Genomic DNA, 23,355 nt, shown 5'->3' with positions numbered 1-23,355 from the left:
CTGTGCGTCAGGGCAACCGCTTGACCAAGCTTTTCCCAAGGGATTTACATGGGTTTTACAAGGGATTTGCAGGGGTTTTGCGGCCTCTGCATGTCCTCGGAGATTCGCATCACGCGAATCAGGTTTTCAACAACCAATTCATGCGACGGTCGCGTGCCGTGACCGCAAGTCATCCACAACTATCGTGCCCGACTCGGAGGGGCACGACGTCGTCAGGCATCGAAGACGCGCGATCAGCTCTTCAGCAGCGGATCGATGTGCTTGCTGAAGTCCTCGAACGAGGTCTCGCCCTTCAGCATCTCGCCATTGACGAAGAAGGTCGGCGTCGAGTTCACCTTCAGCACGTCGTTGGCGTATTTCTGGTCGGCGGCGATCTTGTCGAGCAGCTTCTGATCCTTCAGGCAGTCCTCGACCTGCTGCTGGCTGAGGCCGGCCTGCTTGCCGATCCGCGTCAGCGTCTCGGTGGTGTTCTTGACCACCCAGTCGTTCTGCTGGCGGAACAACAGGTCGATCACGGCGAAGAACTTCGGTGCGTCGTCCTTGGCGATGCAGCGCGCCAGCATCGAGCCGGCGGCGGCCTTGATGTCGAGCGGGAATTCACGGAACACGTAACGGACCTTGCCGCTGTCGATGTAGGTCGACTTGATCTTCGGGAACACGGTCTCGTTGAAATTGGCGCAGTGCGGGCAGGTCATCGAGGCGTATTCGACGATCGTCACCCTGGCGTCCTGCGGGCCGAGGCCCATGTCCGGCAGCGACTGCGGCTTGGCGACCTCGGCGGCGGTCTGCGCGAAAGCCTCAGAGACCAGGCGCAACGGCGACAGGCCGGCGAGGGCGGCAAGCCCGGTCAGCGAGAGAGCAGTGGTGAAAGCGCGGCGCGTGATGATCAAGGTCAGCTCCCGGATTGGCGCATGCGCGCCAGAATGAAGGGGTCCCGAAAAGAAGCCTTCGCTAGCTTGAAACCACCATTGTGGCAATGCCGCGGTCTCGCGGCCGCCCCCGCGAAAAGCGTCAATTTCGCTTGATCGTGGCGCCCAGCCGGGCCAGCGCCGCGCGCAGATCGTCGTCCTCGACGGCTGCGAGATTTGCCGCCTCCCGGGCCACGAGTTTGGCGTCGGGCGGGCGCGGCCGTGCTGGGCGGCTGCGGCGCGACAGCGGAGCCTGGCGGATGGTCAGGCGGCCGACTGCGTGCCAGCCGAAGAAGCGGTTCACCCGCTCCAGGATGACGTCGGAGGAATGCTGGATCTCCAGCGCCATCGGCCCCTCGACCCGCAGCACCAGGGTGGCCGGCTCCTGCGGCTGCCCGTCCACGGGCCGTGGCCACTGGATCTTCATCGGCTCGCAATAGGGCGCGATCCGGTCGCCCGCGATCTCGGACCAGCGCGTCACCAGTTCGCGCGCGGCAAAGCCCTGCTTGGCATAGGCGTCCTTGAAGACGTCGCTGAGCAGGATCGACAGGGGCTTTGCGCTGATCGGGCCGGGTTTGGACATAAGAGGGTTATAGCAGCGGTGGCGACGTGGCTGAAACCTTGTTCATCATTGTGGCCGCGCTTCGGTCTGGACAAAGAAAGACGTGGATGCCCGGGTCAAGCCCAGGCATGACGTGCCGGGATTTGCCTTAAGATACATTCATGAGCTCGCGCACGGCCGCCAAAACCAAATCGATCGACCACCAGACCGACCGCCCGGCGCGGCTGCTCGCCTGGTATGACCGGCATCGCCGGCAGTTGCCGTGGCGTGCGGCGGCGGGGGAGCTCGCCGATCCGTACCGCGTGTGGCTGTCGGAGATCATGCTGCAGCAGACCACGGTGCGGGCGGTCGGGCCTTATTTCGAGAAGTTCGTGTCGCGCTGGCCCGATGTGACTGCGCTCGGCCGCGCCTCGCTCGACGACGTGCTCAGGATGTGGGCCGGGCTCGGCTATTATTCGCGGGCGCGCAATTTGCACGCCTGTGCGGTCGCTGTGCTCCGCGACCATGGCGGAGCCTTTCCGGACACCGAGGAGGGCCTGCGGGGGCTGCCCGGCATCGGGCCGTACACGGCGGCGGCCATTGCGGCGATCGCGTTCGACCGCCGCACCATGCCGGTCGACGGCAATATCGAGCGCGTGGTCACGCGGCTCTACGCCATCGAGGAGGCGCTGCCGCAGGCCAAGCCGCTGATCAAGGCGATGGCGGCGACCTTGCTTGGCCCGTCCCGCGGCGGCGACGAGACGTCTCGCGCCGGCGACAGCGCGCAAGCCCTGATGGATCTCGGCGCCACCATCTGCACGCCGAAGAAGCCGGCCTGCGCATTGTGTCCGCTGAGTGACGATTGCGCGGCCCGCAGCCGCGGCGATCAGGAGACCTTTCCGCGCAAGGTGCCGAAGAAGAGCGGTACCCTGCGCCGCGGCGCCGCCTTTGTGGTCACGCGGGGCAGTGAGCTCCTGGTGCGCTCTCGCCCGGAAAAGGGGCTGCTTGGCGGCATGACCGAAGTGCCGGGATCAGAGTGGCTTGCCGGGCAGGAGGATGCGGCCGCGCTGGCGCAGGCGCCGGAACTCAAGGGCGTCACCCGCTGGCACCGCAAGACGGGCGTCGTGACTCACGTGTTCACGCATTTTCCGCTCGAGCTGGTGGTCTACACCGCCAGCGTTCCGCCGCGGAGCCGGGCGCCGGCCGGCATGCGCTGGGTGCCGGTGGCGACGCTGGATGGCGAGGCGTTGCCGAACGTGATGCGCAAGGTCGTGGCGCACGGGCTGGATCTCTAGGAGATGATGACCTGCTGACACCATGCTGGCAGCAGCGCTCGGCTACGACTTCCGGAACAACGAGGCCGCCATGACCGCAACCGCGCTCGACCGCATCCCGAAGCCGCCTGTCGCCAAACTGCTCGGCTGGCGCCTGATCGATGCGCGTCCGCAGGACGGCTGGATCAGGATGGCCTTCGACGGCAAGCCGGAGTTTTGCAATCCGGCCGGCTTCATCCAGGGCGGCATGCTGTCTTCGATGCTCGACGACACGATGGGGCCGGCGGTGTTCGTGATGACCGAAGGCCGGCTGTTCACCACGACGATCACGATGACCGTGAATTTTCTCGCGCCGGCCAGGCCCGGGCCGATCACCGGCGAGGCGACCGTCACGCAGCTCGGCAAGACCATCGCGTTTGTCGAGGGCCGGCTCGCCTCTGAAGATGGCGCGCTGCTCGCGACGGCGAGCAGCAGCATCCGCCTCGTTGAAGCGTCGCGGGCGCTGCGCTGATGCTGCTTGCGCTCAAGTTTATTCCGTCATGCTGAGGAGCGCGTATCTCGCGCGCGTCTCGAAGCATCGACGGCCACCGGCCGGGCCGTGCACCCTTCGAGACGCCGCTGCGCGGCTCCTCAGGGTGACGGATCGGCTTCGCGTTCAGCTCACCTCAGCCCGCCCGCTGCACGATCGGCGGCTTGGCGTTCAGGCCCTCGACCTGGAAGCCGGCGACGCGCTTGTAGTTGGCGGCGATGTCTTCCAGCTCCTGCTGCGACAGCACCTCGGTGACGACGCCGAAGCCGTTGGGTGCGCGCTCCTCGACCAGCTGCATCACCTGTTCCGGGCCGTTGCGGCGGTTCAGCATCACGAGATCCGTGGTCGCGGGCCGCCGCTCAGCCTCATAAGCCGCAAGCGCCGCCTGCGCCGGGCCATGCGCCAAAATCTCGCGCGTCAGCGTGCGCGCATCCAAAATCGCCTGCGAGGCGCCGTTGGAGCCGATCGGGTACATCGGGTGCGCGGCATCGCCGATCAGCGTGACGCGGCCGAAGGTCCATTGCGGGATCGGGTCGCGATCGACCAGCGGATACTCATAGGCATGCGGGCAGTTGCGGATCAGGCCGGGCACGTCGAGCCAGTCGAAATTCCAGCTCTCGAACCACGGCAGGAACTCGTCGAGCTTGGCGGTGCGGTTGTAGTCCTCGCGGCGCCACTGATAGGTCGGCGGCATGTGCCGCTCGGCGACCCAGTTGATGTCGAACTTGCCGTCGGCGCCAGCCTCTTGCGAGATCGGATAGCAGACGAATTTCAGGACCTCGTGGCCGGCCATGATCATGGTGCGGCCGGTCAGGAACGAGTTCGCCCGCGTGATGCCGCGCCACAGAATGCGGCCGTTCCAGATCGGCGGCCCCTCCTGCGGATAAAGCTTCTCACGCACCGCCGAATGGATGCCGTCGGCGGCGATCAGCACCGCGCCGTCATAGCTTCCGGCGGGCTTGCCGGTGGCCTTGTCGATGAAGTCGGCGCGGACGCCGTCGGCGGTCTCGGTCCAGCCGGTGAGGTGGTGGCTGGTCAGGATGTTGTCGGCGCCCAGCCGCTCGGTCGCGGCATCGAGCAGCAACTGCTGCAGCCGGCCGCGATGGATCGAGAACTGCGGCCATTTGTAGCCGGCCTCGAGCCCGCGCGGCTCGCTCCAGATCGGCTTGCCGTGCTTGGAGAAATAGGCGAGCTCGCGGGTTCGCACCGCTGAGGCGTCGAGCACGTCGTGGAGGCCGAGCTCGATCAGTTCGCGTACCGCATGCGGCAGCACGTTGATGCCGACGCCGAGCGGTTTTAGTTCGGGCACGCTTTCGAACACGCGGCAGGGCACGCCGATCTGGTGCAGGCTGAGCGCCAGCGTCAGCCCGCCAATTCCGCCACCTGCAATGAGCACCGTCATGAAAAGCCCCTCTCGATTGGCCATGGTCATCGCATGGCGGCGGTGCCGCGGGCAAGGTCTGCGGCACCGCGCGGGGTGGACGGCAAGGGGGGCTGCCGCTAACGTCCGCTGCATCTCATAAAAAGCGAGGGCCGGGTTCGCCACGAACCGACAAGGCCCGCAGAGGACATCGACATGTTCAAGCTCTATACCGCCCCCGGCACCTGTGCGCTTGCGTTCCACATCGCGCTGGCCGAGGCCGGCGCGCCCTACACGGTCGAGCGGCTCGATTTCAAGGTCAACCAGCAGAACAGCCCGGAATATCTCAAGATCAATCCGAAGGGCCGCGTGCCGTCGCTGGTGACCGACCGCGGCGTGCTGACCGAGACCCCGGCGATGCTGGCCTACATCGCGCAGACCTATCCGCAGGCGAAGCTCGCGCCGCTCGACGATGCCTTCGAATTCGCCAGGCTGCAGGCCTTCAATTCCTATCTCTGCTCGACCGTGCATATCTGCCACGCCCACAAGATGCGCGGCGCGCGCTGGGCGACCCAGGAGACCTCGTTTGCCGACATGAAGACCATGGTCCCGAAGACCATGGGCGCCTGCTTCAACCTGATCGAGCGCGACATGCTCAGGGGACCATGGGTGATGGGCGAGAATTACACGGTCGGCGATGCCTATCTCTACACGCTCACCCTCTGGCTCGACGGCGACGGCGTCGACATCGCGACCCTGCCCAAGGTGAAGGCGCATCGCGCGGCGATGGAACAGCGGCCTGCTGTGCAGAAGGTGCTGGCCGAGGTGAAGGCGTAGGGCACCAAAAACTTGGTGTCGCAAAAAATCGGTGTCGTCCCGGCGAAGGCCGGGACCCATAACCACAAATCTCAATTGTGGCGCGACGCTGGGGCCACGGCCCTTCATCTCCAATTCACAACTGTGGTTATGGGTCCGGGCCTGCGCCGGGACGACGTGGGGTGAGAGCGTGCGCTACACCTTCCGCGTCTCTAGCTCGCGCCCCGTTTCCAGCATCAGCTTGCGCAGCCAGATCGAGCCCGGATCCATCTGCGCCCGGGTCGGATAGAACATGTGCTGCTCGTCGATCCCGGGATCGAGCGGCGGGGTCACGATCGCCAGCGACAATTGCTTCGCCAGCGCCGCGATCAGCCGGCGCGGCACGAAGGCGACGAGGTCGGTGCGCGCGGTGACGTGCAGCGCCTCGATATAGCCCGGCACCACCAGCGCGATCCGCCGCTCGATGCCCTTGGCGCGCAGCCAGGTGTCGATCAGATCCTCGTTGTGGCCGCGGATGATCACGGCGACGTGGCGCGCGGCGAGGAACGCCTCGCGTTTCCTCAACTTCGCCCCGGCGGGGTGGCCGCGCCGCACCGCGAGCGCATCGATGTCGGTGTAGAGCCGCTGGCGGTGAAAGCCCTTGAAGGAATTGCCGATCGAGATCACGAGATCGATGGTGCGGGCGAAGTCCGGCGTGAAGATCGTGGAGCTCCGCCATGGCACCACGTCGATGGTGACATGAGGCGCGAGCCGCGTCACCTTCTCCATCAGCGGCGGCATCAACAGCTCGACCGCGAGGTCAGGCATCATCAGGCGGAAATGCCGCTCGCTGCGGGCGGCGTCGAAATCGTCCGCCACGAACAGCGTGCGCACCTGGTCGAGCGCCTGCGCCAGCGGCGAACGCAGCGCCTGCGCCCGTGGCGTCAGCTCCATCCGCGCGCCGTTGCGCACCAGCAAGGGATCGCCGATCAGGTCGCGCAGCCGTTGCAGCGCATGGCTGGTCGCCGGCTGCGACAGATTGAGCCGCAGCGCGGCGCGGCTGACGCTGCCGTCGCGCAGCAGCGCGTCGAGCGCGACCAGCAGATTGAGGTCAAGCGAATTCAAATTCATCAGGTGAATATATATCATACAACCTATCGATTGGAAGAATGGCTGTCGCGGTCGCAGGATTGGAAGGCAAGGCGATCTCATGCGAAGCGGACGGCGTTTCGCGTGCGGAACGCTGCACGTCAAAGCCAACCCATCGCAAGGAGACGCGCCATGAGCGCAGCCGACAACAAGAAACTGGTGCAGGAGATGTTCGTGATCGCGGGCAGCCCCGATCCCGCGGTGCGCGAGAAATCGCTGTTCATGGCAAGGCTTGCCGACGACGCGACCTGGACCGTGACCGGGCAATATTCCTGGTCGCGTACCTTCACCGGCAAGCAATCGATCATGACCGATCTGCACGGCCATGTCCGGTCAAGGCTGGTCGAGCGTGGCCGCACCATCGCGCATCGCATCATCGCTGACGGCGACATCGTCGTGGTCGAAGCCAAGGGCAACAACCTCACCAAGGAAGGGCAGCGCTACGACAACGATTATTGCCTGGTGTTCCGCTTCGACGGCGGCAGGATCAAGGAGGTGAGGGAATATTGCGACTCGGTGCTGACCGAGAAAGCCCTCGGTCCGTTTCCGGCCGCTGAGGTTCGCGCCGCGGGTTGAAACACCCATGGCCGCATTCGCAGCGGCGTGGATCCGGTTCAGGCAGTGGCGTGAGAACCGGCGTGCATGGCGGCAACTCGCCGCCATGAGCGAGCGCGAGCTGCAGGACATCGGCGTCTGCCGTGCCGATATCTGCCAGCGCCGCAGCGACGATAGGCGCAGGCTCTACTGGCCGCCGTAACAAGAATTCTCGTCATTCCGGGGTGCGCGCCAGCGCGAACCCCAGATGCGCATCGCTCATCGGGGAATCTCGAGATGATGGATAAAGATTCCGGGTTCACGCGCGTTGCGCGTGCCCCGGAATGACGACCCGCGCTACGCCACCTTGGTCTTGAGATGACCGAACATGATGTCGCGTGCCGCGTCATCCATCTCGGCCTTGAAGGTGTGCTTGTCCTTCAGCGCGAGCGCGCGCGCCGCCGCCGGGCGCGCCGAGATCTCGTCGACCAGCCGCTTGACGTTAGGATATTTGGCGTAGCCTTCCTCGCCGAGGATGAAGGTCGCCATCCGCGCCCAGCCCCAGAACGCCATGTCGACGATGGTGTAGCTGTCGCCGACCATGTAGCGCGACTTGGCCAGATGATCGTCGAGGATCTTGTAGTGACGATGCGCCTCGTACTGGTAGCGGTTGTTGGCGTAGTCGAGGTCCTTCGGCGCGAAATGCTTGAAGTGCACGGCCTGGCCGGAATACGGGCCGAGGCCGGTCGCGATGAACATCAGCCAGGACAGCGTCGCGGCGCGGTTGGCCGGGGTGTTGGCGGGCAGGAACTTGCCGTGCTCCTCGGCGAGGTAAAGCAGGATGGCGTTCGAATCGAACACCTGCACGCCATCATCGTCGATCGCCGGCACCTTGCCGTTCGGGTTGATCTTCAGGAATTCCGGCGCGAACTGCTCGCCCTTGCGGGTGTCGACCGGGATCGCCTCGAACGGCAGGCCGGATTCCTCCAGGAACAGGGCGACCTTGGTCGGGTTCGGCGCGCCATTGAAATAGAATTTGATCATGAAGGGACTCCCTTGATTCTTGTGGCCGGCGAGTTCGGGACGCGGCGGGGAAGGCCGCACGGCCCCTCATGCGCAAACTTTGCTGCGATGCGCAAGCGACGAGTTCGTGAGTCAGGGTCGCGTGGCGCGCTGGTCAGCGGGCCGGGTTCAAGAGGGCGTCATCTCTCTATCTGTCATTCCGGGGCTCGCGCAGCGAGAACCCGGAATCCATTAGGCCGCGGAGCAAGTGGAGCAATGGATTCCGGGCTCGCGCCAAGAGGCGCGCCCTCAGATGCGCAATTGCGCATCGGGGAACGACGAAGCAAAGATTGTTCGCTAGCTCAGCCCACCGCCATCTCGGAGCGGATCTCGGCGCGCAGCTCGTCGATCAGCTTGAGGCCGTTCTTGGTCTCGACGTGCCAGAAGGTCCAGCCGTTGCAGGCGCCGGAGCCTTGGGCCACCGCGCCGATGCGGTGGATCGAGCCGACCTTGTCACCGAGCATGATGGCGCCGTCGGCGCGCACCAGGGCGCCGTGGCGTTTCTTGGCGTCGACCAGTCTGGCGCCGGGTACGATCATGCCGCGCTCGATCAGCTCGGAGAATGCGACGCGCGGCGCCTCGCGCGCGGTCATGAACGGCGCCAGCGTTGCCTCCGGCAGCGGCTCGATCGCGGCGATGCGGGCTTCGGCGGCGGCAGCATAGGTCTTGTCGCGCTCGAAGCCGATATAATTGCGGCCGAGACGCTTGGCGACGGCGCCGGTGGTGCCGGTGCCGTTGAACGGATCGATCACGAGATCGCCCACCTTCGACGACGACAGCAGAACGCGGGCGAGCAGCTGCTCGGGCTTCTGGGTGGGATGTACTTTCTTGCCGTCATCGCCCTTCAGGCGCTCCTCGCCGGTGCACAGCGGGATCAGCCAATCGGAGCGCGCCTGGACGTCCTCATTGGAGGCCTTCAGCGCTTCATAATTGAAGGTGTAACCCTTGGCCTTCTCGTCGCGCGCGGCCCAGATCATGGTCTCGTGCGCGTTGGTGAAGCGGCGGCCGCGGAAATTCGGCATCGGATTCGACTTGCGCCACACGATGTCGTTCAGGAGCCAGAAGCCGAGGTCCTGCATGATGGCGCCGACGCGGAAGATATTGTGATAGGAGCCGATCACCCACAGCGTGGCCGACGGCTTCATCACGCGGCGGCAGGCCAAGAGCCATGCGCGGGTGAAATCATCATAGGCAGCGAACGAGGAGAACTTGTCCCAATCGTCGTCGACGGCATCGACATGCGATTCGTCGGGACGCTTGAGATCGCCCTTGAGCTGCAGATTGTAGGGAGGATCCGCGAAGACCAGGTCGACCGAGCCGGCCTGAAGCTTCGACAACTCGGCCACGCAATCGCCAACGACGATGTGGCTCGACGGGGCACTCTCAAATTTAGTGCGGGGCGCCCTTGCAGACGCCCCGCGACGCGACACTACCATGACTCAAGAACTCTGACTCAGGCGACGCTGTCGGCGACGCGGGACTAAACAACCGACTGGCGTCACATTGACCCGGCAAAGTAAAAATCGACTTAATTGGAAATCTTCATGCAAAAGATTGCAGCATCTTTTGAACGGTGTGGCGCATCGTCATCCGCGTTGTGCTGCAACATCAGCGCGTTCGGCGAAAAATTTGCGGATCATCAAACCGGCACGATTCAGCCGGTAGATTCGGTCTCATCCGCAGCCGTTTGCACGGCAGGCGATGCGCGTCTTCCGGACTAGGCAATTATTGCCGGGCAGGATATTGATTAACAGAATGGAAATTTTAAGTTGGTGTGTCCCACGTTGGGTCGCCGGCTGGAATGAAGGGAAACCGCCATGCGCTATGATGATTTCCGTCGCAGCGACGACATTGAAGACCGTCGCGACGACAGCGGCATAGGCGGCGGTGGCGGCGGCTTCGGCATTCCGATGGGCGGCGGTGGCGGCCTCGGCATCGGCACCATCATCGTGCTCGGTCTGCTCGGCTACGCCTTTGGCATCGATCCGCGCATCCTGATCGGAGGCGCCGAGATTCTCACCGGCGGTGGCCAGGCGCCGACCTACCAGACCGACCGGCAGGCGTCGGGCGGCCAGGTCAAGCGCGGCGCCCCGACCGACGAGATGGGCAGCATGATATCAGGCATCCTGGGTGAGATCGACGATCGCTGGAGCGAGATCTTCCAGGCCTCGGGCCAGAGCTACACCGGTCCGAAGATCGTGCTGTTCCGCAACGCCACCAATGGCGGGCGCTGCGGCATGGCGCAGTCGGCGATGGGGCCGTTCTACTGTCCGCCGGACAAGACCATCTTCCTCGACACCGGCTTCTTCCGCGAGGTCGAGACCCGCTTCCGCGGCTGCTCGGGCAACGCCTGCAAGTTCACTGCGGCCTATATCATCGCGCACGAGGCCGGCCATCACATCCAGAACCTGCTCGGCATCATCCCGCGCGTGAACCGTCTGCAGCAGCAGGCCGGCAGCAAGGCCGAAGCCAACGCTTTGCAGGTCAAGGTCGAGCTGCAGGCCGATTGTCTCTCCGGCGTCTGGGTCAACCGCGAGGAGAAGAAGCGGCCGGGCTTCCTCGAGGCCGGCGATATCGATGCCGCGCTGACCACGGCGAACGCGATCGGCGACGACACGCTGCAACGGCAGGCGACGGGCAGGGTGGTGCCGGATTCCTTCACCCACGGCTCCGCCGCGCAGCGCAAGCAATGGTTCATGACCGGCTACCAGCAGGGTACCGTGCAGGCCTGCAACACGTTCGGCGGTGGATAGTCGCCGACCGCCGGCGGGGCGAGGGGCAATGGTGCTCCGCTAGCAATGGCGTCATCCTGAGGTGCTCGCCTCTTGGCGAGCCTCGAAGGGTGACGGAGCCCGTGGCCCATCCTTCGAGGCGCGCTGCGCGCGCACCTCAGGATGACGTCAGTGTATGAGGTACACGATGTCTTCGATTGACGAGACCAAAACTTTCGTCCCGCTCAACATCGCGGTGCTGACGATCTCCGACACCCGCTCGCTGGCGGATGACAAGTCGGGTACCACGCTGGCCGATCGTCTCACCGCCGCCGGCCACAAGCTTGCCGTGCGCGAGATCGTGACCGACGACGTCGAGGCGATCCGTGCGGTGATCCGGCGCTGGATCGCGGACCCGGGCGTCGATGCCGTCATTACCACCGGCGGCACCGGCTTCACCGGCCGCGACGTGACGCCGGAGGCGGTCGAGCCGCTGTTCGAGAAGCGGATGGACGGCTTCTCGATCGCTTTCCACATGCTGAGCCACGCCAAGATCGGCGCATCGACGATCCAGAGCCGCGCCACCGCGGGCGTCGCCGGCGCGACCTTCATCTTCTGCCTGCCCGGCTCGCCGGGCGCGTGCCGCGACGGCTGGGACGGCATCCTGGCCGCGCAGCTCGACTACCGCACGCGGCCCTGCAATTTCGTCGAGATCATGCCGCGGCTGGATGAGCATCTGCGCCGCCCAAAGGCGAAGGGCGCGAGCGTGTAGATGTCTCCGTCATTCCGGGGCGTGCGAAGCAAGAGCCCGGAATCCGTTGCGCCGCAGGTTATGTTGCCTGATGGATTCCGGGCTCGCGCTGCGCGCGCCCCGGAATGACGAGGAGAAGGTGTGACGCCCTACAGCTCCAGCTCCCAGGTCTCGCCGACCAGGTCGACGCCGAAGCTGTGATGCTTCTCTTCCTTCACCTTGCGGAATCCGGCGCGGGCGTAGATGCCGCGTGCGGCGACCAGAATGCTCTGGGTCCACAGTGTCATTTTCTTGTAGCCCATGTCGCGGGCGGCGCGGATGCATTGCTCGACCAGCGCGCGGCCGACGCCACGTCCGCGCGCCGCCTCCTCGACCAGCAACAGCCGCAGCTTGGCGACCCCGTCGCCGCCGTTGACCAGGAAGATCGAGCCGGCCGGCTCGCCGTCGACCTCGGCGATCCAGCAATGCTCGCGGGCCGGATCGAACGATCGGATGAATTGCGCGCAGATCTCGGCCACCAGTGCCTCGTAGCTGATGTCCCAGCCATATTCCTCGGCGTAGACGCGTCCCTGCCGCGAAATGACCCAGCCGATGTCGCCGACGCGATGGCTGCGCAGCAGGAAGCCGGCCGGCTTGTTCGCCGGCGGCTCCAGCGCGTGCTCGATCGTGCCCATCGCACGCACCACGGCGGCGCGGCGCTTGCCGTCGATCTGCCTGAGCAGCGCCCCGACCTCGTTGCGCGAGCGGCGGTCGAGGTCTGCGGCGGCAGCCCGGCCCTTGGCGGTGAGCGCCACCTGATTGGCGCGCCTGTCGGCCTTCGACGGCTTGCGCGTCACGATCTGGCGGCGTTGCAGCGCCGCCAGCATGCGGCTGACGAAGCCGGCATCGAGGTCGAGATCGCGCACCAGATCGGTCGCGATGCAGCCGGGGCGATGCGCGAGCTCGTAGATGATGCGGGCTTCCTGCAGCGTGAACGGGGAATGCAGCAGCTTCGGCTCGATGATGCCGAGCTTGCGGGTATAGAACCGGCTGAAGCCGCGAACCGCGGCGACCTGGCTCGCCAGCGAAGCGTCGTGGGAATTTGATGTCATCAAACAGATTATTTGACGCAATCAAGTAAATCGCAAGCGCCGTCCGCGAGGCGCTACGCCACCATGATCCGGCTGCGCAGCATTGTGCGCGAGGAGCGGCCGAGCCGGCGCAACAGCCGCGCCTCGGATCGGCGTGCATCGGGCCGGTAGCCGCCGATCCGCTCGTAATGCTCGCGCGCGATCAGGAGGCCCTGTTCGGCTGAGGGCCCGGTGATCATGCGGGCGACGAATTTGAGGCCGTCGCGCAGGCCGGGGTCGGTGTAGGGCGCGCGGGCGTACCGGAAGATGCCGGCGCGGTCCTTGCCGCTGGCCGCCACCATCTGGATGAACTGGGTGGTCTCCTCGATCCAGCCGGCATCGAGCACTGCGCCCGGATGCAGGAACATCAGCCAGGGCGAGCGCGCCTGCTTGGCACCGGCGGCCAGCGCCGCGGCGCGCGTGCCCTCGAACCGCAGGAAGCCGCAGCCGGCCACGTCGGCGACGCGCTCAATCACGTCGCTGTCGGAACGGTCGACCAGCAGCACCTCGCGGACGACGCCGGCGGCCGCGCCCGGCACCAGCGCCGCCAATGTCGCGACCGCGGTGCGCTCGATGCCGTCGGTTGGAATGATCACGCTCAGCATGATTTGAGGCTTCGGTGGCTCAAACGTTCTGGAAACTCCGGCCGTGTTATCACCTTGTCATATTCAAAGCAGCCTGTTCGCTTGCAGAATTTTGCAGCAAGGTTCTGTGGAATTTCTCCGATCGCGTTCTTGATTTGTTCTCACGCTGTGCTAGCTTCACAGCATGAGCCGAGCATCCTCTCATGCCCTCAAGCACCCGCCGGTAACGGCGCCCTCCGATAACCCGGCGGGTGCACCTTCACCTGTCCCTGCCCCTTTTCCCGAGCTTGCGGTCGCGATCGAGCGCGAGCGGCGGCGCGGCCGCGGCGCGCAGTCCAACGCCAGCGGCCGTTATGAAGCCGAGGCGCGGGTCGCCTTCGATGACGGCTGGCAGAGCCTCGACGACCTGCCGCCGTTCACCACCAGCGTGACGCTCGACACCTCACGCAAGGTGATCACCCGCAACGACTCGCCCGATATCGGCTTCGACCGTTCGATCAATCCCTATCGCGGCTGCGAGCATGGCTGCGTCTACTGCTTCGCGCGGCCGACCCACGCCTATCTCGGCCTGTCGCCGGGGCTCGACTTCGAGTCCAAGCTATTCGCCAAGCCGGACGCGCCGGCGCTGCTCGAGAAGGAACTGGCGGCCCCGGGCTATGAGGCGCGGATGATCGCGATAGGCACCAACACCGATCCCTACCAGCCGATCGAGCGCGAGCGGAAAATTATGCGCGGCATCCTCGAGGTACTCGAGCGCGCCGGGCATCCGGTCGGCATCGTCACCAAGTCGGCGCTGGTGACCCGCGACATCGATATCCTGGCGCGGATGGCCAAGCGCAACCTCGCCAAGGTCGCGTTGTCGGTGACGACGCTCGACCCGAAGCTCGCCCGCACTATGGAGCCGCGCGCCTCGACCCCGCCCAAGCGGCTCGAGGCGATCAAGCGGCTGACCGATGCCGGCATCCCGACCACGGTGATGGTCGCGCCCGTGATCCCGGCGCTGAACGACTCCGAGATCGAGCGCATCCTCGATGCCGCCGTGCATGCCGGCGCCAAGGAGGCGAGTTATGTGCTGTTGCGGCTGCCGCTCGAGGTCCGCGATCTCTTTCGCGAATGGCTGATGGCCAATTATCCCGACCGTTATCGCCACGTTTTCACGCTGATCCGCGATATGCGCGGCGGCCGCGACTACGACTCGCAATGGGGCACGCGGATGAAGGGCACCGGCCCGATGGCCTGGATGATTGGCCGCCGCTTCGAGATCGCCTGCGAAAAGCTCGGCCTCAACAAGCGGCGCACCAAGCTGACCACCGATCATTTCGCCAAGCCGAAGCGCAACGGACAGCAGCTCAGCCTGTTTTAGGCGAGGGCGCGTAGCCCGGATGCAGCGCAGCGAAATCCGGGAAATCTGTGGCCGCGGATAGAGATCCCGGATTGCGCTTCGCTGCATCCGGGCTACGAAGATAACAATGAGTGAGTGCAACAAATGAGTAACGCCCCGACCGCACGCTTCACCGTCCTCACGCTCGGCGTCGGCGACATGCGCGCCAGCATCGCCTTCTACGAGAAGCTCGGCTTCACCAGGAAGATGCGCGCGACCGGCGAGGAGGTCGCCTTCTTCGAGACCGGCGGCACCGTGCTGGGGTTGTTCCCGTGGCATCTGCTCGCGGCCGATGCCGGGCTGCCGGATCAGCCGCGGCCGTCAGCCTTCCGCGGCGTCGCGATCGCCTGGAACTGCAACGACGATGCCGAGGTCGATCGTGTGATGGCGTTCGCGCTGTCGAAAGGCGCCACATTGCTGAAGCCGGCGCAGCCGACCAGCTATGGCGGTTATTGCGGTTATTTCGCCGATCCCGACGGCCACGCCTGGGAAGTGGTGCGCGCGCCGGGTTTTGCGGTGCTCGAGAACGGGCTTGTGTCGATCCCGGACTAGTGTGCTGAATGCGATCGTGCGATCTCGCGGCAGCCACCTTCACGAACTTCGCATTCATAAAGCACACTAGAATCATGAGTTTGCTAGTGTCCTTATCGAATCTGAAGTTCGCTCCAAAGGTGCGGCAAATGATGCGAACTTCAGATTCGGGACACTAGCTCCGGCCGAAATTGAATAGTGGGGACGGCCGGTTGGTTCCTGGTTGCGCTGCGGGGCTTGCTTGATCACGATCCCCCGCATGATTCGGGACAAATCCAAAAGCGCATCAGAGACCTCGTCGAAGCAGGCGCCGGCCAAGTCAGCCGTGCCGGCCAAGCGCGTCATCGCCGTGACCCGGCCGAGCTTCCGGCGGGAGCGCGCGCTGATCAAGCGCGGCGTCTGGCCGGTCGCCGGCTGCGACGAGGCGGGGCGCGGTCCGCTGGCAGGGCCCGTGGTGGCCGCCGCCGTCGTGCTCGATCCCGCCCGCGTTCCAAAAGGCCTCGATGATTCCAAGCGGCTGACCGCCGAGCGCCGCGAGGAGCTGTTCGAGGAGATCTGCGCCACCGCTGCATTCTCGGTCGCGGTGGCCTCGCCGGCGCGAATCGACCGCGACAACATCCTGCGCGCCTCGCTGTGGGCGCTGGCGCGCGCGGTGCATGCGCTGCCGGAGATGCCGAAGCACGTCTTCGTCGACGGCCGCGACAAGCTTGCCACGCCTTGTGACTGCGACGCCGTGATCGGCGGTGACGGCATCGTGGCCTCGATCGCGGCCGCCTCGATCATCGCCAAGGTGACGCGCGACCGCCTGATGTGCGCGCTGGCGCTGGATTGTCCCGGCTACGGCTTCGAGCAGCACAAGGGCTATGCCGTCCCCGAGCACCTCGAGGCGCTGGACCGGCTCGGGCCGAGCAGCCATCACCGCAGCTTCTTCGCCCCCGTCGTCGCGGCGCGGCTGAAGCACTTTCCGGTCCCGGGCGAGCCCGACCTGTTCACGGTGGATGCGGAGAGCGAAGCCGCGGCATCCGAAGCGGCGTAGCGCGACGGCGCCGATCATCCCCGCTGGTCATCCCCGCGTATATGCGGGAATCCAGTATTCCAGAGGCAGTCGTTTTCGATCGAGAGGTCGCGGCGTGCTGGATGCCCCGCCTTCGCGGGGCATGACGGCTGTGTGTGGCTTTGCACCGCCGACTCATCCGGCGCCGGTTGCCTCCACCGTCGTCGCCGTTTATCAAAACCTTCGGGATCAGATGACGCCGCTGACATGGTGGCTGGGGCATTTCAGGCGTTTCATGCGGTTTACCTCCCTGGTTGTCGAACTGATCCGCGCCCGGCCGCGCCTCGTGGTGTGGGTCGTGGTGCTGGTGCAGGCCGCGATCTGGCTGCTGCTGCCGCTGATCGTCTACGGCAGCCCGCCCGGCAATCTCGCCACCATCCTCGCCTTCGGCCGCGAATATCAGGTCGGCACCGACATGGGGCCGCCGCTGGCATTCTGGCTTGCCGACATCGCCTTCCGCGCCGCCGGCAATCACGTGTTCGGCGTCTATCTCTTGGCGCAAATCTGCGAGATCGCCACCTTCATCGCCTTCTACCGGCTGGCGCGCGCCATTGTCGGCGGCCCGCAGGGCGTGCTGGCGGTCTTGCTGTCGATGACGGTGGTGGTGTTTTCCTCGCCGAGCGTCGAGTTCGGCCCGCTGATCCTGGCCCGTCCGCTGTGGGCGCTGCTGCTGCTGCATTCCTGGCAGTTGATCGGGCAGAACCGGCGCAGCGCCTGGTTCGCCTGGTCGATCGATTGCGGGCTGCTGCTGCTGACGACGCCGGCGGCGATCGGCATGATCCTGCTCGTGGTCGGCTTTGCGCTGGCGACCGAGCGTGGGCGGCGCACGCTGCGCGCGGTCGATCCGCTCTATGCGGTGCTGGTTGTCATCGTGCTGGCGCTGCCCTATCTGATCTGGCTGGTCCGCGCCGATGCGCTGGCGCTGCCGGCCTTGCCTGGGATCGCCGACCTCAGGGAGCGGGCGCTGCGCTGGGGCGTCGTGCTCGGCGGGCTGATCGTGGCGACGGCCGCGATCGCGGTGCTCGCGATTCTCAATTCGCGTTGGTTCGCCCGCGCCGCCGAGGACGCGCCGATCATCTACCGTCCGCGGGTCAGTCCGCTGGCGCAGCAATTCGTCTATTTCTTCGCGTTCGCGCCGGCGATTTTGAGCAGCTTCGTCTCCGGCCTGTTCGATCTCGACCGTGCCTTCGGCGGCGCCGGCGTGGCGCTGTTGATGTCCGGGCTCGCCGCCGTCGTGGCGACCGGCGACCTGATCCCGCTCAGGCGGCAGCGGCTGTTGCGTTCGGTGTGGGCTTTCGCGGTTGCGGCGCCCGCCGCCGCCGCGCTGGCGGCGGCACTGTTCCTGCCGTGGATCAGCGCGACCGAGGCGCCGACCTCGCTGCCGGCAGCCGCGATCGGTCGCTTCTTCGACGACAGTTATGAGCGCCGCACCAACCAGCGCCTGCGCGCAGTTGCCGGCGATCCCGAGATCGCCAGCCTGATCGCGATGAACGGCCGCCGTCCGCATCTGCTGCTCGACGCCGCGCCGCAGCGGACACCCTGGCTGTCGATCGCGAAGTTCAACGAGACCGGCGGCGTCGTGGTCTGGCGCGCGCAGGATACCGCCGGCACGCCGCCGCCCGAACTCGCACAGCGCTTCCCGGGCCTCGTGCCGGAAGTGCCGCGCGCGTTCGACCGCCTGATCAATGGCCGGCAGCCGGTGCTGCGGATCGGCTGGGCGATCGTGCGGCCGAAGGGGTAAGGTCAGATCCGTAGGGCGGGTTAGCCGAAGGCGTAACCCGCCGTTCTTTCCGTGATGAACAAAGTCGGCGGGTTACGCTTCGCTAACCCGCCCTACGAAGCGACGCTACGCCGCCGCCGCTTGCAGCACCTTCGCGATCGCGCGCAGATCCTGCCACGACAGCCGCTTGTACGACGGCGAGCGCAACAGATAGGCCGGATGGAAGGTCGCGACGGCGCGGATCGTGCGCGTGCCGGTGTCGTAATCGACCCATTTGCCGCGGGTGCGCATGATGCCTTCGCGGGTGCCGAGCAGCGCCTGCGTCGAGGGATTGCCGAGCGTCACCAGCACGTCGGGATTGACCAGCTCGATATGGCGCTGGATGAAGGGCAGGCACACCTGCGTTTCCTGCGGCGTCGGCGTGCGGTTGCCCGGCGGCCGCCACGGGATCACGTTGGCGATATAGGCCGTGCTGCGATCGAGCCCGATCGCGGCGATCATGCGGTCAAGCAGCTTGCCGGAGCGGCCGACGAACGGCAGCCCCTCGATGTCCTCGTCGCGGCCCGGCGCTTCGCCTACGAACATCACCCGCGCCTGCGGGTTACCATCGGCGAATACCAGCCGGGTCGCGGTGTGCTTCAGCGCGCAGCCGTCGAACGTCTCCATCAGCGTGCGCAAGGCTTCGAGCGTCGGCGCGGTGCGTGCGGCCTCGCGTGCGGAGGCGATCGCGGCCTCCGGCGCCACGGTGATTTCGCTGCGCGGAACTGAAGGCATCGGCGGCGGGCGCAGCGGGTTGAGCGCGACCAGCGGCCGCGGCGGCGCGGGCGCGGGAACTGGCTCTATCTCTTCCAGCCGGTTGATCGGCGCATCGCCAAGCGCGCAATCGACCCCGGCCTCGAGGTAAAAGGCCAACAATTGCTGCAGTGTAGGGGAGGGCTCGGGCATCATGATGGGGGCAATTTAGAGCATGGACGGGAAAAGTGGAGGCTCGATTTCGGAAAAGACCATGCCCCTGCGTCCTCGGAGCCGCGCCAAACCTCGCCGAGCGCAATTCCATGGTTGTCCTTCTCCGAAAAATCGGAAACAACGACCCCTGAAAAGCTTAGAAGCGTTCTCGATGGGCTGAGATCAAAGATCATGAGTGCTGAAGACCTAAATGCCGAAGGCCTGCCTCCGCGCGAGTCTATGGAATTCGACGTCGTCATCGTCGGTGCCGGCCCGTCGGGCCTGTCGGCCGCGATCCGGCTCAAGCAGCTCAATCCCGAGCTCTCTGTTGTCGTGGTGGAGAAGGGCTCCGAGGTCGGCGCGCACATCCTCTCGGGTGCGGTGATCGATCCGTCCGGGCTCGACAAGCTGGTGCCCGACTGGCGCGAGGATGCCGATTGTCCGCTGAAGACGCAGGTCACGAGCGACCGCTTCTATTGGGCAACGTCGCAAGGCTGGTTCCGCATTCCGAACTTCATCATGCCGCCGCTGATGAACAATCATCACTGCTACATCGGCTCGCTCGGCAATGTCTGCCGCTGGCTGGCGCCGAAGGCGGAAGCGCTCGGCGTCGAGATCTATCCGGGCTTTGCCGCGGCCGAAGTGCTCTATGACGACAAGGGCGCGGTGCGCGGCATCGCGACCGGCGACATGGGCATCGCCAAGGACGGCAGCCACAAGGATTCCTACACCCGCGGCATGGAGCTGCTCGGCAAGTACACGCTGTTCGCCGAGGGCGCGCGCGGCTCGCTGTCCAAGCAGCTGATCGCCAAGTTCAAGCTCGACGCCAACTCCGAGCCGCCGAAATTCGGCATCGGCCTCAAGGAGGTCTGGCAGATCGATCCGGCGAAGCACAAGAAGGGCCGGGTGCAGCACACGCTCGGCTGGCCGCTGAACGACAAGACCGGCGGCGGCTCGTTCCTCTATCATTACGACGACAACCGCGTCGCGGTCGGCTTCGTCGTCCACCTGAACTACAACGATCCCTATCTGTCGCCGTTCGACGAATTCCAGCGGATGAAGACGCATCCCGATATCCGCGAGCTGTTCGAGGGCGGCAAGCGGCTGGCCTACGGCGCGCGCGCCATCACCGAGGGCGGCTACCAGTCGGTGCCGCGGCTGACCTTCCCGGGCGGCGCGCTGATCGGCTGCGCCGCGGGCTTCGTCAACGTGCCGCGGATCAAGGGCGTCCACAATGCGATGGGCTCCGGCATGCTCGCCGCCGAGCATGTCGCCGCCGCGCTCGGCGCCGGCCGCGCCAATGACGAAGTCATCGAATACGAGAACACCTGGCGTTCGTCGGCGATCGGCAAGGACCTGTTCAAGGTCCGCAACGCCAAGCCGTTGCTGTCGAAGTTCGGTAATCTGCTCGGGATGGCGCTGTCCGGCTTCGACATGTGGTGCAACACGCTCGGCTTCTCGCTGTTCGGCACCCAGTCGCACGCCAAGCCGGACCGCAAGACGCTGGATCCGGCCAAGCAGCACCAGCCGATCGCCTATCCGAAGCCGGACGGCAAGATCACGTTCGACAAGCTGTCGTCGGTGTTCCTGTCCAACACCAACCATGAGGAGGACCAGCCGGTCCATCTCAAGGTCGCCGACATGAACCTGCAGAAGACCTCGGAGCACGACGTGTTCGCCGGTCCCTCCAATCGCTATTGCCCGGCCGGCGTCTATGAGTGGGTCGAGGAATCCTCAGGCCCGCGCTTCCAGATCAACGCCCAGAATTGCGTCCACTGCAAAACCTGCGACGTGAAGGATCCGAACGGCAACATCACCTGGGTTCCTCCGGAGGGCGGCGGCGGTCCGAACTACGAGGCGATGTAAGGTGAGGGTGGGGCGAAGGCGGCCGACCACATTTGCGTGAGGTAGATTCCGTCTGCGCCGCAACCAGCGCTGTGCCTCTCCCCTTAGATTGCACCGACAGATGCAATCCGGGTGAGGGGTACCGGTCCATCGAGGGACTTCGATCGACGGATAGACCTGAACCCCTCACCCGGAATTCAAGCTTTCGCTTGAATTCCGACCTCTCACACAAGGGGAGAGGTGGAACTGGCCGCGTGGCGAACCTCCCCAGGGCTCTTTTTGCTTCTGTACGCGAATATGCGCGGCCCGGTCACGATACCGCCATAGTGGAAGCGTCTTGCGGGGGTTGGCTGATCGGCGGGTCTAAAGGCCTAATCTGCCAAATGATTCGTCATGGGTACCGGTTGAGCGATCCTTGCGAATAAACGCCAAAAGCGGCATTGTCGCCCCGCCGTGATGCCGACGCTTGGGTTCGCATTTTGAGACGGATCGCAAGATCTTGGCCGTAAAATCCATCTTGGCGTAAATCCCTGGAGCAAGGCGACCGTGATGCTGTCCACCCGATTCCACCGCCTGACGATTGCCGTTCTCGCTGCGGCGGCGCTTGCCGTGCCTGCGCAGCTTGCAGCGCAAACGCCGGACCATCCGACCGACAATACCGCGCAATTCCCGTCCAAGACCGACCTGAAGTCGCTGACCACTGCCGGCAGCTACCTGGCGGCCCGCCACGCCAGCGTCGAGCGCGATGCGTCCTCGGCGGCAGCGTTCTACCGTTCGGCCCTGCGCACCGACCCGAAGAATTCCGAGCTGCTCGACCGCGCCTTCATCTCCTCGCTCGCCGACGGCGACATCGAGGAGGCGGTCAAGCTCGCCGACCGCATCCTGACCCAGGACAAGTCCAACCGCGTCGCCCGCCTCGTCGTCGGCGTGCGCGACCTCAAGCTGAAGAAATACGCCGCCGCGCAGTCCAACATCAACCAGTCGGTGCGCGGCCCGATCACCGACCTGGTGGCCACGCTGCTGTCGGCCTGGGCGGCCTATGGCGCCGGCGACAAGGGCGCGGTCGCCTCGATCGACAAGCTGACCGGCCCGGAATGGTATCCGATCTTCAAGGATCTGCATGCCGGCATGATCTACGAGCTGTCAGGCAAGGAGAAGGATGCCGGCGCCCGCTTCGAGAAGGTCTACAAGCTCGACGATTCGATGCTGCGCACGGTCGACGAATATGCGCGCTGGACCTCGCGCAACAAGGACGCCGCCGCTGCGACCGCGATGTACGAGGCGTTCGACAAGAAGCTGCCGCGCCATCCGCTGGTGCTGGAAGGCATCAAGGAGACCAAGGCCGGCAAGAAGCTGCCGCCGCTGGTCGATAGCCCGCAGGCCGGCGCCGCCGAGGCGCTGTACGGCATCGGCGCGACGCTGACCCGCCGCGGCGGCGAGGACCTCGCGCTGGTCTATCTGCAACTCGCGCTCTATCTGCAGCCGAACCATCCGCTGGCGCTGCTCTCGCTCGCCGATCTCTACGAGTCGGTGAAGAAGCCGCAGATGGCGATCAAGGTCTATGAGCGGATGCCGGCGTCCTCGCCGCTGAAGCGCAACGCGCAGATCCAGCTCGCGACCAATCTCGACGCCGCCGACCGCAGCGACGAGGCAATCAAGATCCTGAAGGAAGTGACGTCAGATCAGCCGAAGGACATCGAGGCGATCCTGGCGCTCGGCAATATCGAGCGCGGCCGCAAGAAGTTCGCCGACTGCGCCACCACCTATTCCCAGGCGATCGATGCGCTGCCGGCCGGTAGCGGCGACAAGAATGCCTGGGTCACCTATTACTACCGCGGCATTTGCGAGGAGCGCTCCAAGCAGTGGAACAAGGCCGAGGCGGACATGCGCAAGGCGCTCGAGCTGCAGCCCGAGCAGCCGCATGTGCTGAACTATCTCGGCTATTCCTGGATCGACCAGGGCATCAACCTCGACGAAGGCATGAAGATGATCAAGCGTGCCGTCGATCAGCGCCCTGACGACGGCTACATCGTCGATTCCCTCGGCTGGGCCTATTACCGGATCGGCAATTACGACGAGGCGGTGAAGAACCTCGAGCGCGCGATCGATCTGAAGCCGGAAGATCCGACCATCAACGACCATCTCGGCGACGCCTATTGGCGCGTCGGCCGCACCCTGGAGGCCAAGTTCCAGTGGGCGCATGCGCGCGACCTCAAGCCCGAGCCGGAAGAGCTGCCGAAGATCCAGGCCAAGATCGACAACGGCCTGCCGGATGACACCTCGAACGCCGCCGCGGCCGACAAGAAAAAGGACGATGACGGCAAGGGCGGCTAGGCCGCCTTCCGCTTGCTGAGCTGCCTCCATTCCCTCTCCCGCTTGCGGGGGAGGGCCAGGGTGGGGTATCTCCGCGAAGAGAAGTCTTTCGGTGGGTAGAGCCCCCACCCGGATCGCATCGTTCGATGCGATCCGACCTCCCCCGCAAGCGGGAGAGGTGAAGGCAGGGTGATGTGCGGCACCCCAACTCCCGGAATTTCCATCCAAACAAAGGGATAGGATCGTGCGGCGATTTACG

General features: G+C 65.5%; 23 protein-coding genes. 14 read left to right on the top strand and 9 right to left on the bottom strand.

Annotated elements, in window-relative coordinates; translation table 11 throughout:
• Positions 1-233 precede the first annotated feature (233 nt).
• Together ACVIW0_RS29065 and ACVIW0_RS29060 are read right to left on the bottom strand one after the other, a co-directional pair.
• Positions 234-890 carry a DsbA family protein gene (locus ACVIW0_RS29065; RefSeq protein WP_461355475.1) on the bottom strand — a complete coding sequence of 219 codons (657 nt, stop codon included), beginning with the start codon at positions 888-890 and terminating at the stop codon, positions 234-236.
• Positions 891-1,011: 121 nt separating this feature from the next.
• Positions 1,012-1,491: a DUF721 domain-containing protein gene (locus ACVIW0_RS29060; protein ID WP_461355474.1), complete on the bottom strand. Its 480-nt coding sequence runs from the start codon at positions 1,489-1,491 to the stop codon at positions 1,012-1,014.
• Between the two features lie 140 nt (positions 1,492-1,631).
• On the opposite strand from ACVIW0_RS29060, the gene mutY reads away from it, so the two are divergent.
• Together mutY and ACVIW0_RS29050 are read left to right on the top strand one after the other, a co-directional pair.
• Entirely contained in the window at positions 1,632-2,744 is a 1,113-nt protein-coding gene (gene mutY / locus ACVIW0_RS29055; protein ID WP_461355473.1) for an A/G-specific adenine glycosylase, read from the top strand.
• A 70-nt stretch (positions 2,745-2,814) separates the two neighbouring features.
• Positions 2,815-3,234: a PaaI family thioesterase gene (locus ACVIW0_RS29050; RefSeq protein ID WP_461357455.1), complete on the top strand. Its 420-nt coding sequence runs from the start codon at positions 2,815-2,817 to the stop codon at positions 3,232-3,234.
• A 154-nt stretch (positions 3,235-3,388) separates the two neighbouring features.
• Here the strand turns inward: ACVIW0_RS29050 and ACVIW0_RS29045 are convergent, their stop codons facing one another.
• On the bottom strand, positions 3,389-4,654 hold the full coding sequence (locus ACVIW0_RS29045) for a flavin-dependent oxidoreductase (RefSeq protein WP_461355472.1): 1,266 nt from the start codon (positions 4,652-4,654) through the stop codon (positions 3,389-3,391).
• A 174-nt stretch (positions 4,655-4,828) separates the two neighbouring features.
• Between ACVIW0_RS29045 and ACVIW0_RS29040 the strand changes: the two genes are divergently transcribed.
• Positions 4,829-5,449, top strand: a complete 621-nt coding sequence (locus ACVIW0_RS29040) for a glutathione S-transferase family protein (protein ID WP_461355471.1) — start codon at positions 4,829-4,831, stop codon at positions 5,447-5,449.
• A gap of 174 nt (positions 5,450-5,623) precedes the next feature.
• Here the strand turns inward: ACVIW0_RS29040 and ACVIW0_RS29035 are convergent, their stop codons facing one another.
• A complete protein-coding gene (locus ACVIW0_RS29035; protein ID WP_461357454.1) occupies positions 5,624-6,538 on the bottom strand; it encodes a LysR family transcriptional regulator in 915 nt (304 codons plus the stop codon).
• A 150-nt stretch (positions 6,539-6,688) separates the two neighbouring features.
• Between ACVIW0_RS29035 and ACVIW0_RS29030 the strand changes: the two genes are divergently transcribed.
• Positions 6,689-7,132, top strand: coding sequence for a nuclear transport factor 2 family protein (locus ACVIW0_RS29030; protein ID WP_461355470.1), 444 nt, complete (start codon positions 6,689-6,691; stop codon positions 7,130-7,132).
• Positions 7,133-7,139: 7 nt separating this feature from the next.
• On the top strand, positions 7,140-7,313 hold the full coding sequence (locus ACVIW0_RS29025) for a DUF1127 domain-containing protein (protein ID WP_461355469.1): 174 nt from the start codon (positions 7,140-7,142) through the stop codon (positions 7,311-7,313).
• A gap of 134 nt (positions 7,314-7,447) precedes the next feature.
• On the opposite strand, the gene ACVIW0_RS29020 is transcribed toward ACVIW0_RS29025, so the two are convergent.
• Positions 7,448-8,134, bottom strand: coding sequence for a glutathione S-transferase family protein (locus tag ACVIW0_RS29020; protein WP_461355468.1), 687 nt, complete (start codon positions 8,132-8,134; stop codon positions 7,448-7,450).
• A 320-nt stretch (positions 8,135-8,454) separates the two neighbouring features.
• Positions 8,455-9,588, bottom strand: a complete 1,134-nt coding sequence (locus ACVIW0_RS29015; RefSeq protein ID WP_461355467.1) for a DNA methyltransferase — start codon at positions 9,586-9,588, stop codon at positions 8,455-8,457.
• Between the two features lie 108 nt (positions 9,589-9,696).
• On the opposite strand from ACVIW0_RS29015, the gene ACVIW0_RS29010 reads away from it, so the two are divergent.
• The 3 genes from ACVIW0_RS29010 to moaB all read left to right on the top strand — a co-directional run bounded on the left by ACVIW0_RS29010 (position 9,697) and on the right by moaB (position 11,635).
• Positions 9,697-9,873, top strand: coding sequence for a hypothetical protein (locus tag ACVIW0_RS29010; protein ID WP_461355466.1), 177 nt, complete (start codon positions 9,697-9,699; stop codon positions 9,871-9,873).
• Between the two features lie 96 nt (positions 9,874-9,969).
• A complete protein-coding gene (ypfJ, locus tag ACVIW0_RS29005; protein ID WP_461355465.1) occupies positions 9,970-10,905 on the top strand; it encodes a KPN_02809 family neutral zinc metallopeptidase in 936 nt (311 codons plus the stop codon).
• 166 nt (positions 10,906-11,071) lie between these two features.
• A complete protein-coding gene (moaB, locus tag ACVIW0_RS29000) occupies positions 11,072-11,635 on the top strand; it encodes a molybdenum cofactor biosynthesis protein B (protein ID WP_461355464.1) in 564 nt (187 codons plus the stop codon).
• 128 nt (positions 11,636-11,763) lie between these two features.
• On the opposite strand, the gene ACVIW0_RS28995 is transcribed toward moaB, so the two are convergent.
• Together ACVIW0_RS28995 and ACVIW0_RS28990 are read right to left on the bottom strand one after the other, a co-directional pair.
• On the bottom strand, positions 11,764-12,705 hold the full coding sequence (locus ACVIW0_RS28995; RefSeq protein ID WP_461355463.1) for a bifunctional helix-turn-helix transcriptional regulator/GNAT family N-acetyltransferase: 942 nt from the start codon (positions 12,703-12,705) through the stop codon (positions 11,764-11,766).
• A gap of 53 nt (positions 12,706-12,758) precedes the next feature.
• Positions 12,759-13,328 carry a glycosyltransferase family protein gene (locus ACVIW0_RS28990; protein ID WP_461355462.1) on the bottom strand — a complete coding sequence of 190 codons (570 nt, stop codon included), beginning with the start codon at positions 13,326-13,328 and terminating at the stop codon, positions 12,759-12,761.
• A 163-nt stretch (positions 13,329-13,491) separates the two neighbouring features.
• Here ACVIW0_RS28990 and ACVIW0_RS28985 point away from each other — a divergent pair, with 163 nt between their 5' ends.
• The 4 genes from ACVIW0_RS28985 (at position 13,492) to ACVIW0_RS28970 (ending at position 18,014) form a co-directional block, all read left to right on the top strand.
• A complete protein-coding gene (locus ACVIW0_RS28985) occupies positions 13,492-14,670 on the top strand; it encodes a PA0069 family radical SAM protein (RefSeq protein WP_461355461.1) in 1,179 nt (392 codons plus the stop codon).
• Between the two features lie 123 nt (positions 14,671-14,793).
• Positions 14,794-15,240 (top strand): VOC family protein, encoded by a 447-nt coding sequence (locus ACVIW0_RS28980; RefSeq protein WP_461355460.1) that lies wholly within the window; start codon positions 14,794-14,796, stop codon positions 15,238-15,240.
• A 238-nt stretch (positions 15,241-15,478) separates the two neighbouring features.
• Complete coding sequence (locus ACVIW0_RS28975; protein WP_461355459.1) at positions 15,479-16,255, top strand: ribonuclease HII; 777 nt, start codon at positions 15,479-15,481, stop codon at positions 16,253-16,255.
• A gap of 253 nt (positions 16,256-16,508) precedes the next feature.
• Positions 16,509-18,014, top strand: a complete 1,506-nt coding sequence (locus ACVIW0_RS28970; RefSeq protein ID WP_461355458.1) for a glycosyltransferase family 39 protein — start codon at positions 16,509-16,511, stop codon at positions 18,012-18,014.
• Positions 18,015-18,119: 105 nt separating this feature from the next.
• On the opposite strand, the gene ACVIW0_RS28965 is transcribed toward ACVIW0_RS28970, so the two are convergent.
• Positions 18,120-18,941 carry a uracil-DNA glycosylase gene (locus ACVIW0_RS28965; protein WP_461355457.1) on the bottom strand — a complete coding sequence of 274 codons (822 nt, stop codon included), beginning with the start codon at positions 18,939-18,941 and terminating at the stop codon, positions 18,120-18,122.
• Positions 18,942-19,130: 189 nt separating this feature from the next.
• On the opposite strand from ACVIW0_RS28965, the gene ACVIW0_RS28960 reads away from it, so the two are divergent.
• Together ACVIW0_RS28960 and ACVIW0_RS28955 are read left to right on the top strand one after the other, a co-directional pair.
• Entirely contained in the window at positions 19,131-20,804 is a 1,674-nt protein-coding gene (locus tag ACVIW0_RS28960) for an electron transfer flavoprotein-ubiquinone oxidoreductase (RefSeq protein ID WP_461355456.1), read from the top strand.
• Positions 20,805-21,332: 528 nt separating this feature from the next.
• Positions 21,333-23,117 (top strand): tetratricopeptide repeat protein, encoded by a 1,785-nt coding sequence (locus ACVIW0_RS28955; RefSeq protein ID WP_461355455.1) that lies wholly within the window; start codon positions 21,333-21,335, stop codon positions 23,115-23,117.
• The last annotated feature ends 238 nt before the right edge of the window (positions 23,118-23,355 follow it).

The sequence above is a fragment of the Bradyrhizobium sp. USDA 4454 genome (assembly GCF_054822705.1).
The sequence above is the reverse complement of the archived record's forward strand: the minus strand, read 5'-3'. Positions and strand labels throughout refer to the sequence as shown.

What these genes read in the sequence shown, in the direction of transcription:
- ACVIW0_RS29060 (WP_461355474.1), bottom strand. Translation starts at nt 1,491, where the DNA reads ATGTCCAAACCCGGCCCGATCAGCGCAAAGCCCCTGTCGATCCTGCTC.
- mutY (WP_461355473.1), top strand. Translation starts at nt 1,632, where the DNA reads ATGAGCTCGCGCACGGCCGCCAAAACCAAATCGATCGACCACCAGACC.
- ACVIW0_RS29050 (WP_461357455.1), top strand. Translation starts at nt 2,815, where the DNA reads ATGACCGCAACCGCGCTCGACCGCATCCCGAAGCCGCCTGTCGCCAAA.
- ACVIW0_RS29045 (WP_461355472.1), bottom strand. Translation starts at nt 4,654, where the DNA reads ATGACGGTGCTCATTGCAGGTGGCGGAATTGGCGGGCTGACGCTGGCG.
- ACVIW0_RS29040 (WP_461355471.1), top strand. Translation starts at nt 4,829, where the DNA reads ATGTTCAAGCTCTATACCGCCCCCGGCACCTGTGCGCTTGCGTTCCAC.
- ACVIW0_RS29035 (WP_461357454.1), bottom strand. Translation starts at nt 6,538, where the DNA reads ATGAATTTGAATTCGCTTGACCTCAATCTGCTGGTCGCGCTCGACGCG.
- ACVIW0_RS29030 (WP_461355470.1), top strand. Translation starts at nt 6,689, where the DNA reads ATGAGCGCAGCCGACAACAAGAAACTGGTGCAGGAGATGTTCGTGATC.
- ACVIW0_RS29025 (WP_461355469.1), top strand. Translation starts at nt 7,140, where the DNA reads ATGGCCGCATTCGCAGCGGCGTGGATCCGGTTCAGGCAGTGGCGTGAG.
- ACVIW0_RS29020 (WP_461355468.1), bottom strand. Translation starts at nt 8,134, where the DNA reads ATGATCAAATTCTATTTCAATGGCGCGCCGAACCCGACCAAGGTCGCC.
- ACVIW0_RS29015 (WP_461355467.1), bottom strand. Translation starts at nt 9,588, where the DNA reads ATGGTAGTGTCGCGTCGCGGGGCGTCTGCAAGGGCGCCCCGCACTAAA.
- ACVIW0_RS29010 (WP_461355466.1), top strand. Translation starts at nt 9,697, where the DNA reads ATGCAAAAGATTGCAGCATCTTTTGAACGGTGTGGCGCATCGTCATCC.
- ypfJ (WP_461355465.1), top strand. Translation starts at nt 9,970, where the DNA reads ATGCGCTATGATGATTTCCGTCGCAGCGACGACATTGAAGACCGTCGC.
- moaB (WP_461355464.1), top strand. Translation starts at nt 11,072, where the DNA reads ATGTCTTCGATTGACGAGACCAAAACTTTCGTCCCGCTCAACATCGCG.
- ACVIW0_RS28995 (WP_461355463.1), bottom strand. Translation starts at nt 12,705, where the DNA reads ATGACATCAAATTCCCACGACGCTTCGCTGGCGAGCCAGGTCGCCGCG.
- ACVIW0_RS28990 (WP_461355462.1), bottom strand. Translation starts at nt 13,328, where the DNA reads ATGCTGAGCGTGATCATTCCAACCGACGGCATCGAGCGCACCGCGGTC.
- ACVIW0_RS28985 (WP_461355461.1), top strand. Translation starts at nt 13,492, where the DNA reads ATGAGCCGAGCATCCTCTCATGCCCTCAAGCACCCGCCGGTAACGGCG.
- ACVIW0_RS28980 (WP_461355460.1), top strand. Translation starts at nt 14,794, where the DNA reads ATGAGTAACGCCCCGACCGCACGCTTCACCGTCCTCACGCTCGGCGTC.
- ACVIW0_RS28975 (WP_461355459.1), top strand. Translation starts at nt 15,479, where the DNA reads ATGATTCGGGACAAATCCAAAAGCGCATCAGAGACCTCGTCGAAGCAG.
- ACVIW0_RS28970 (WP_461355458.1), top strand. Translation starts at nt 16,509, where the DNA reads ATGCGGTTTACCTCCCTGGTTGTCGAACTGATCCGCGCCCGGCCGCGC.
- ACVIW0_RS28965 (WP_461355457.1), bottom strand. Translation starts at nt 18,941, where the DNA reads ATGATGCCCGAGCCCTCCCCTACACTGCAGCAATTGTTGGCCTTTTAC.
- ACVIW0_RS28960 (WP_461355456.1), top strand. Translation starts at nt 19,131, where the DNA reads ATGAGTGCTGAAGACCTAAATGCCGAAGGCCTGCCTCCGCGCGAGTCT.
- ACVIW0_RS28955 (WP_461355455.1), top strand. Translation starts at nt 21,333, where the DNA reads ATGCTGTCCACCCGATTCCACCGCCTGACGATTGCCGTTCTCGCTGCG.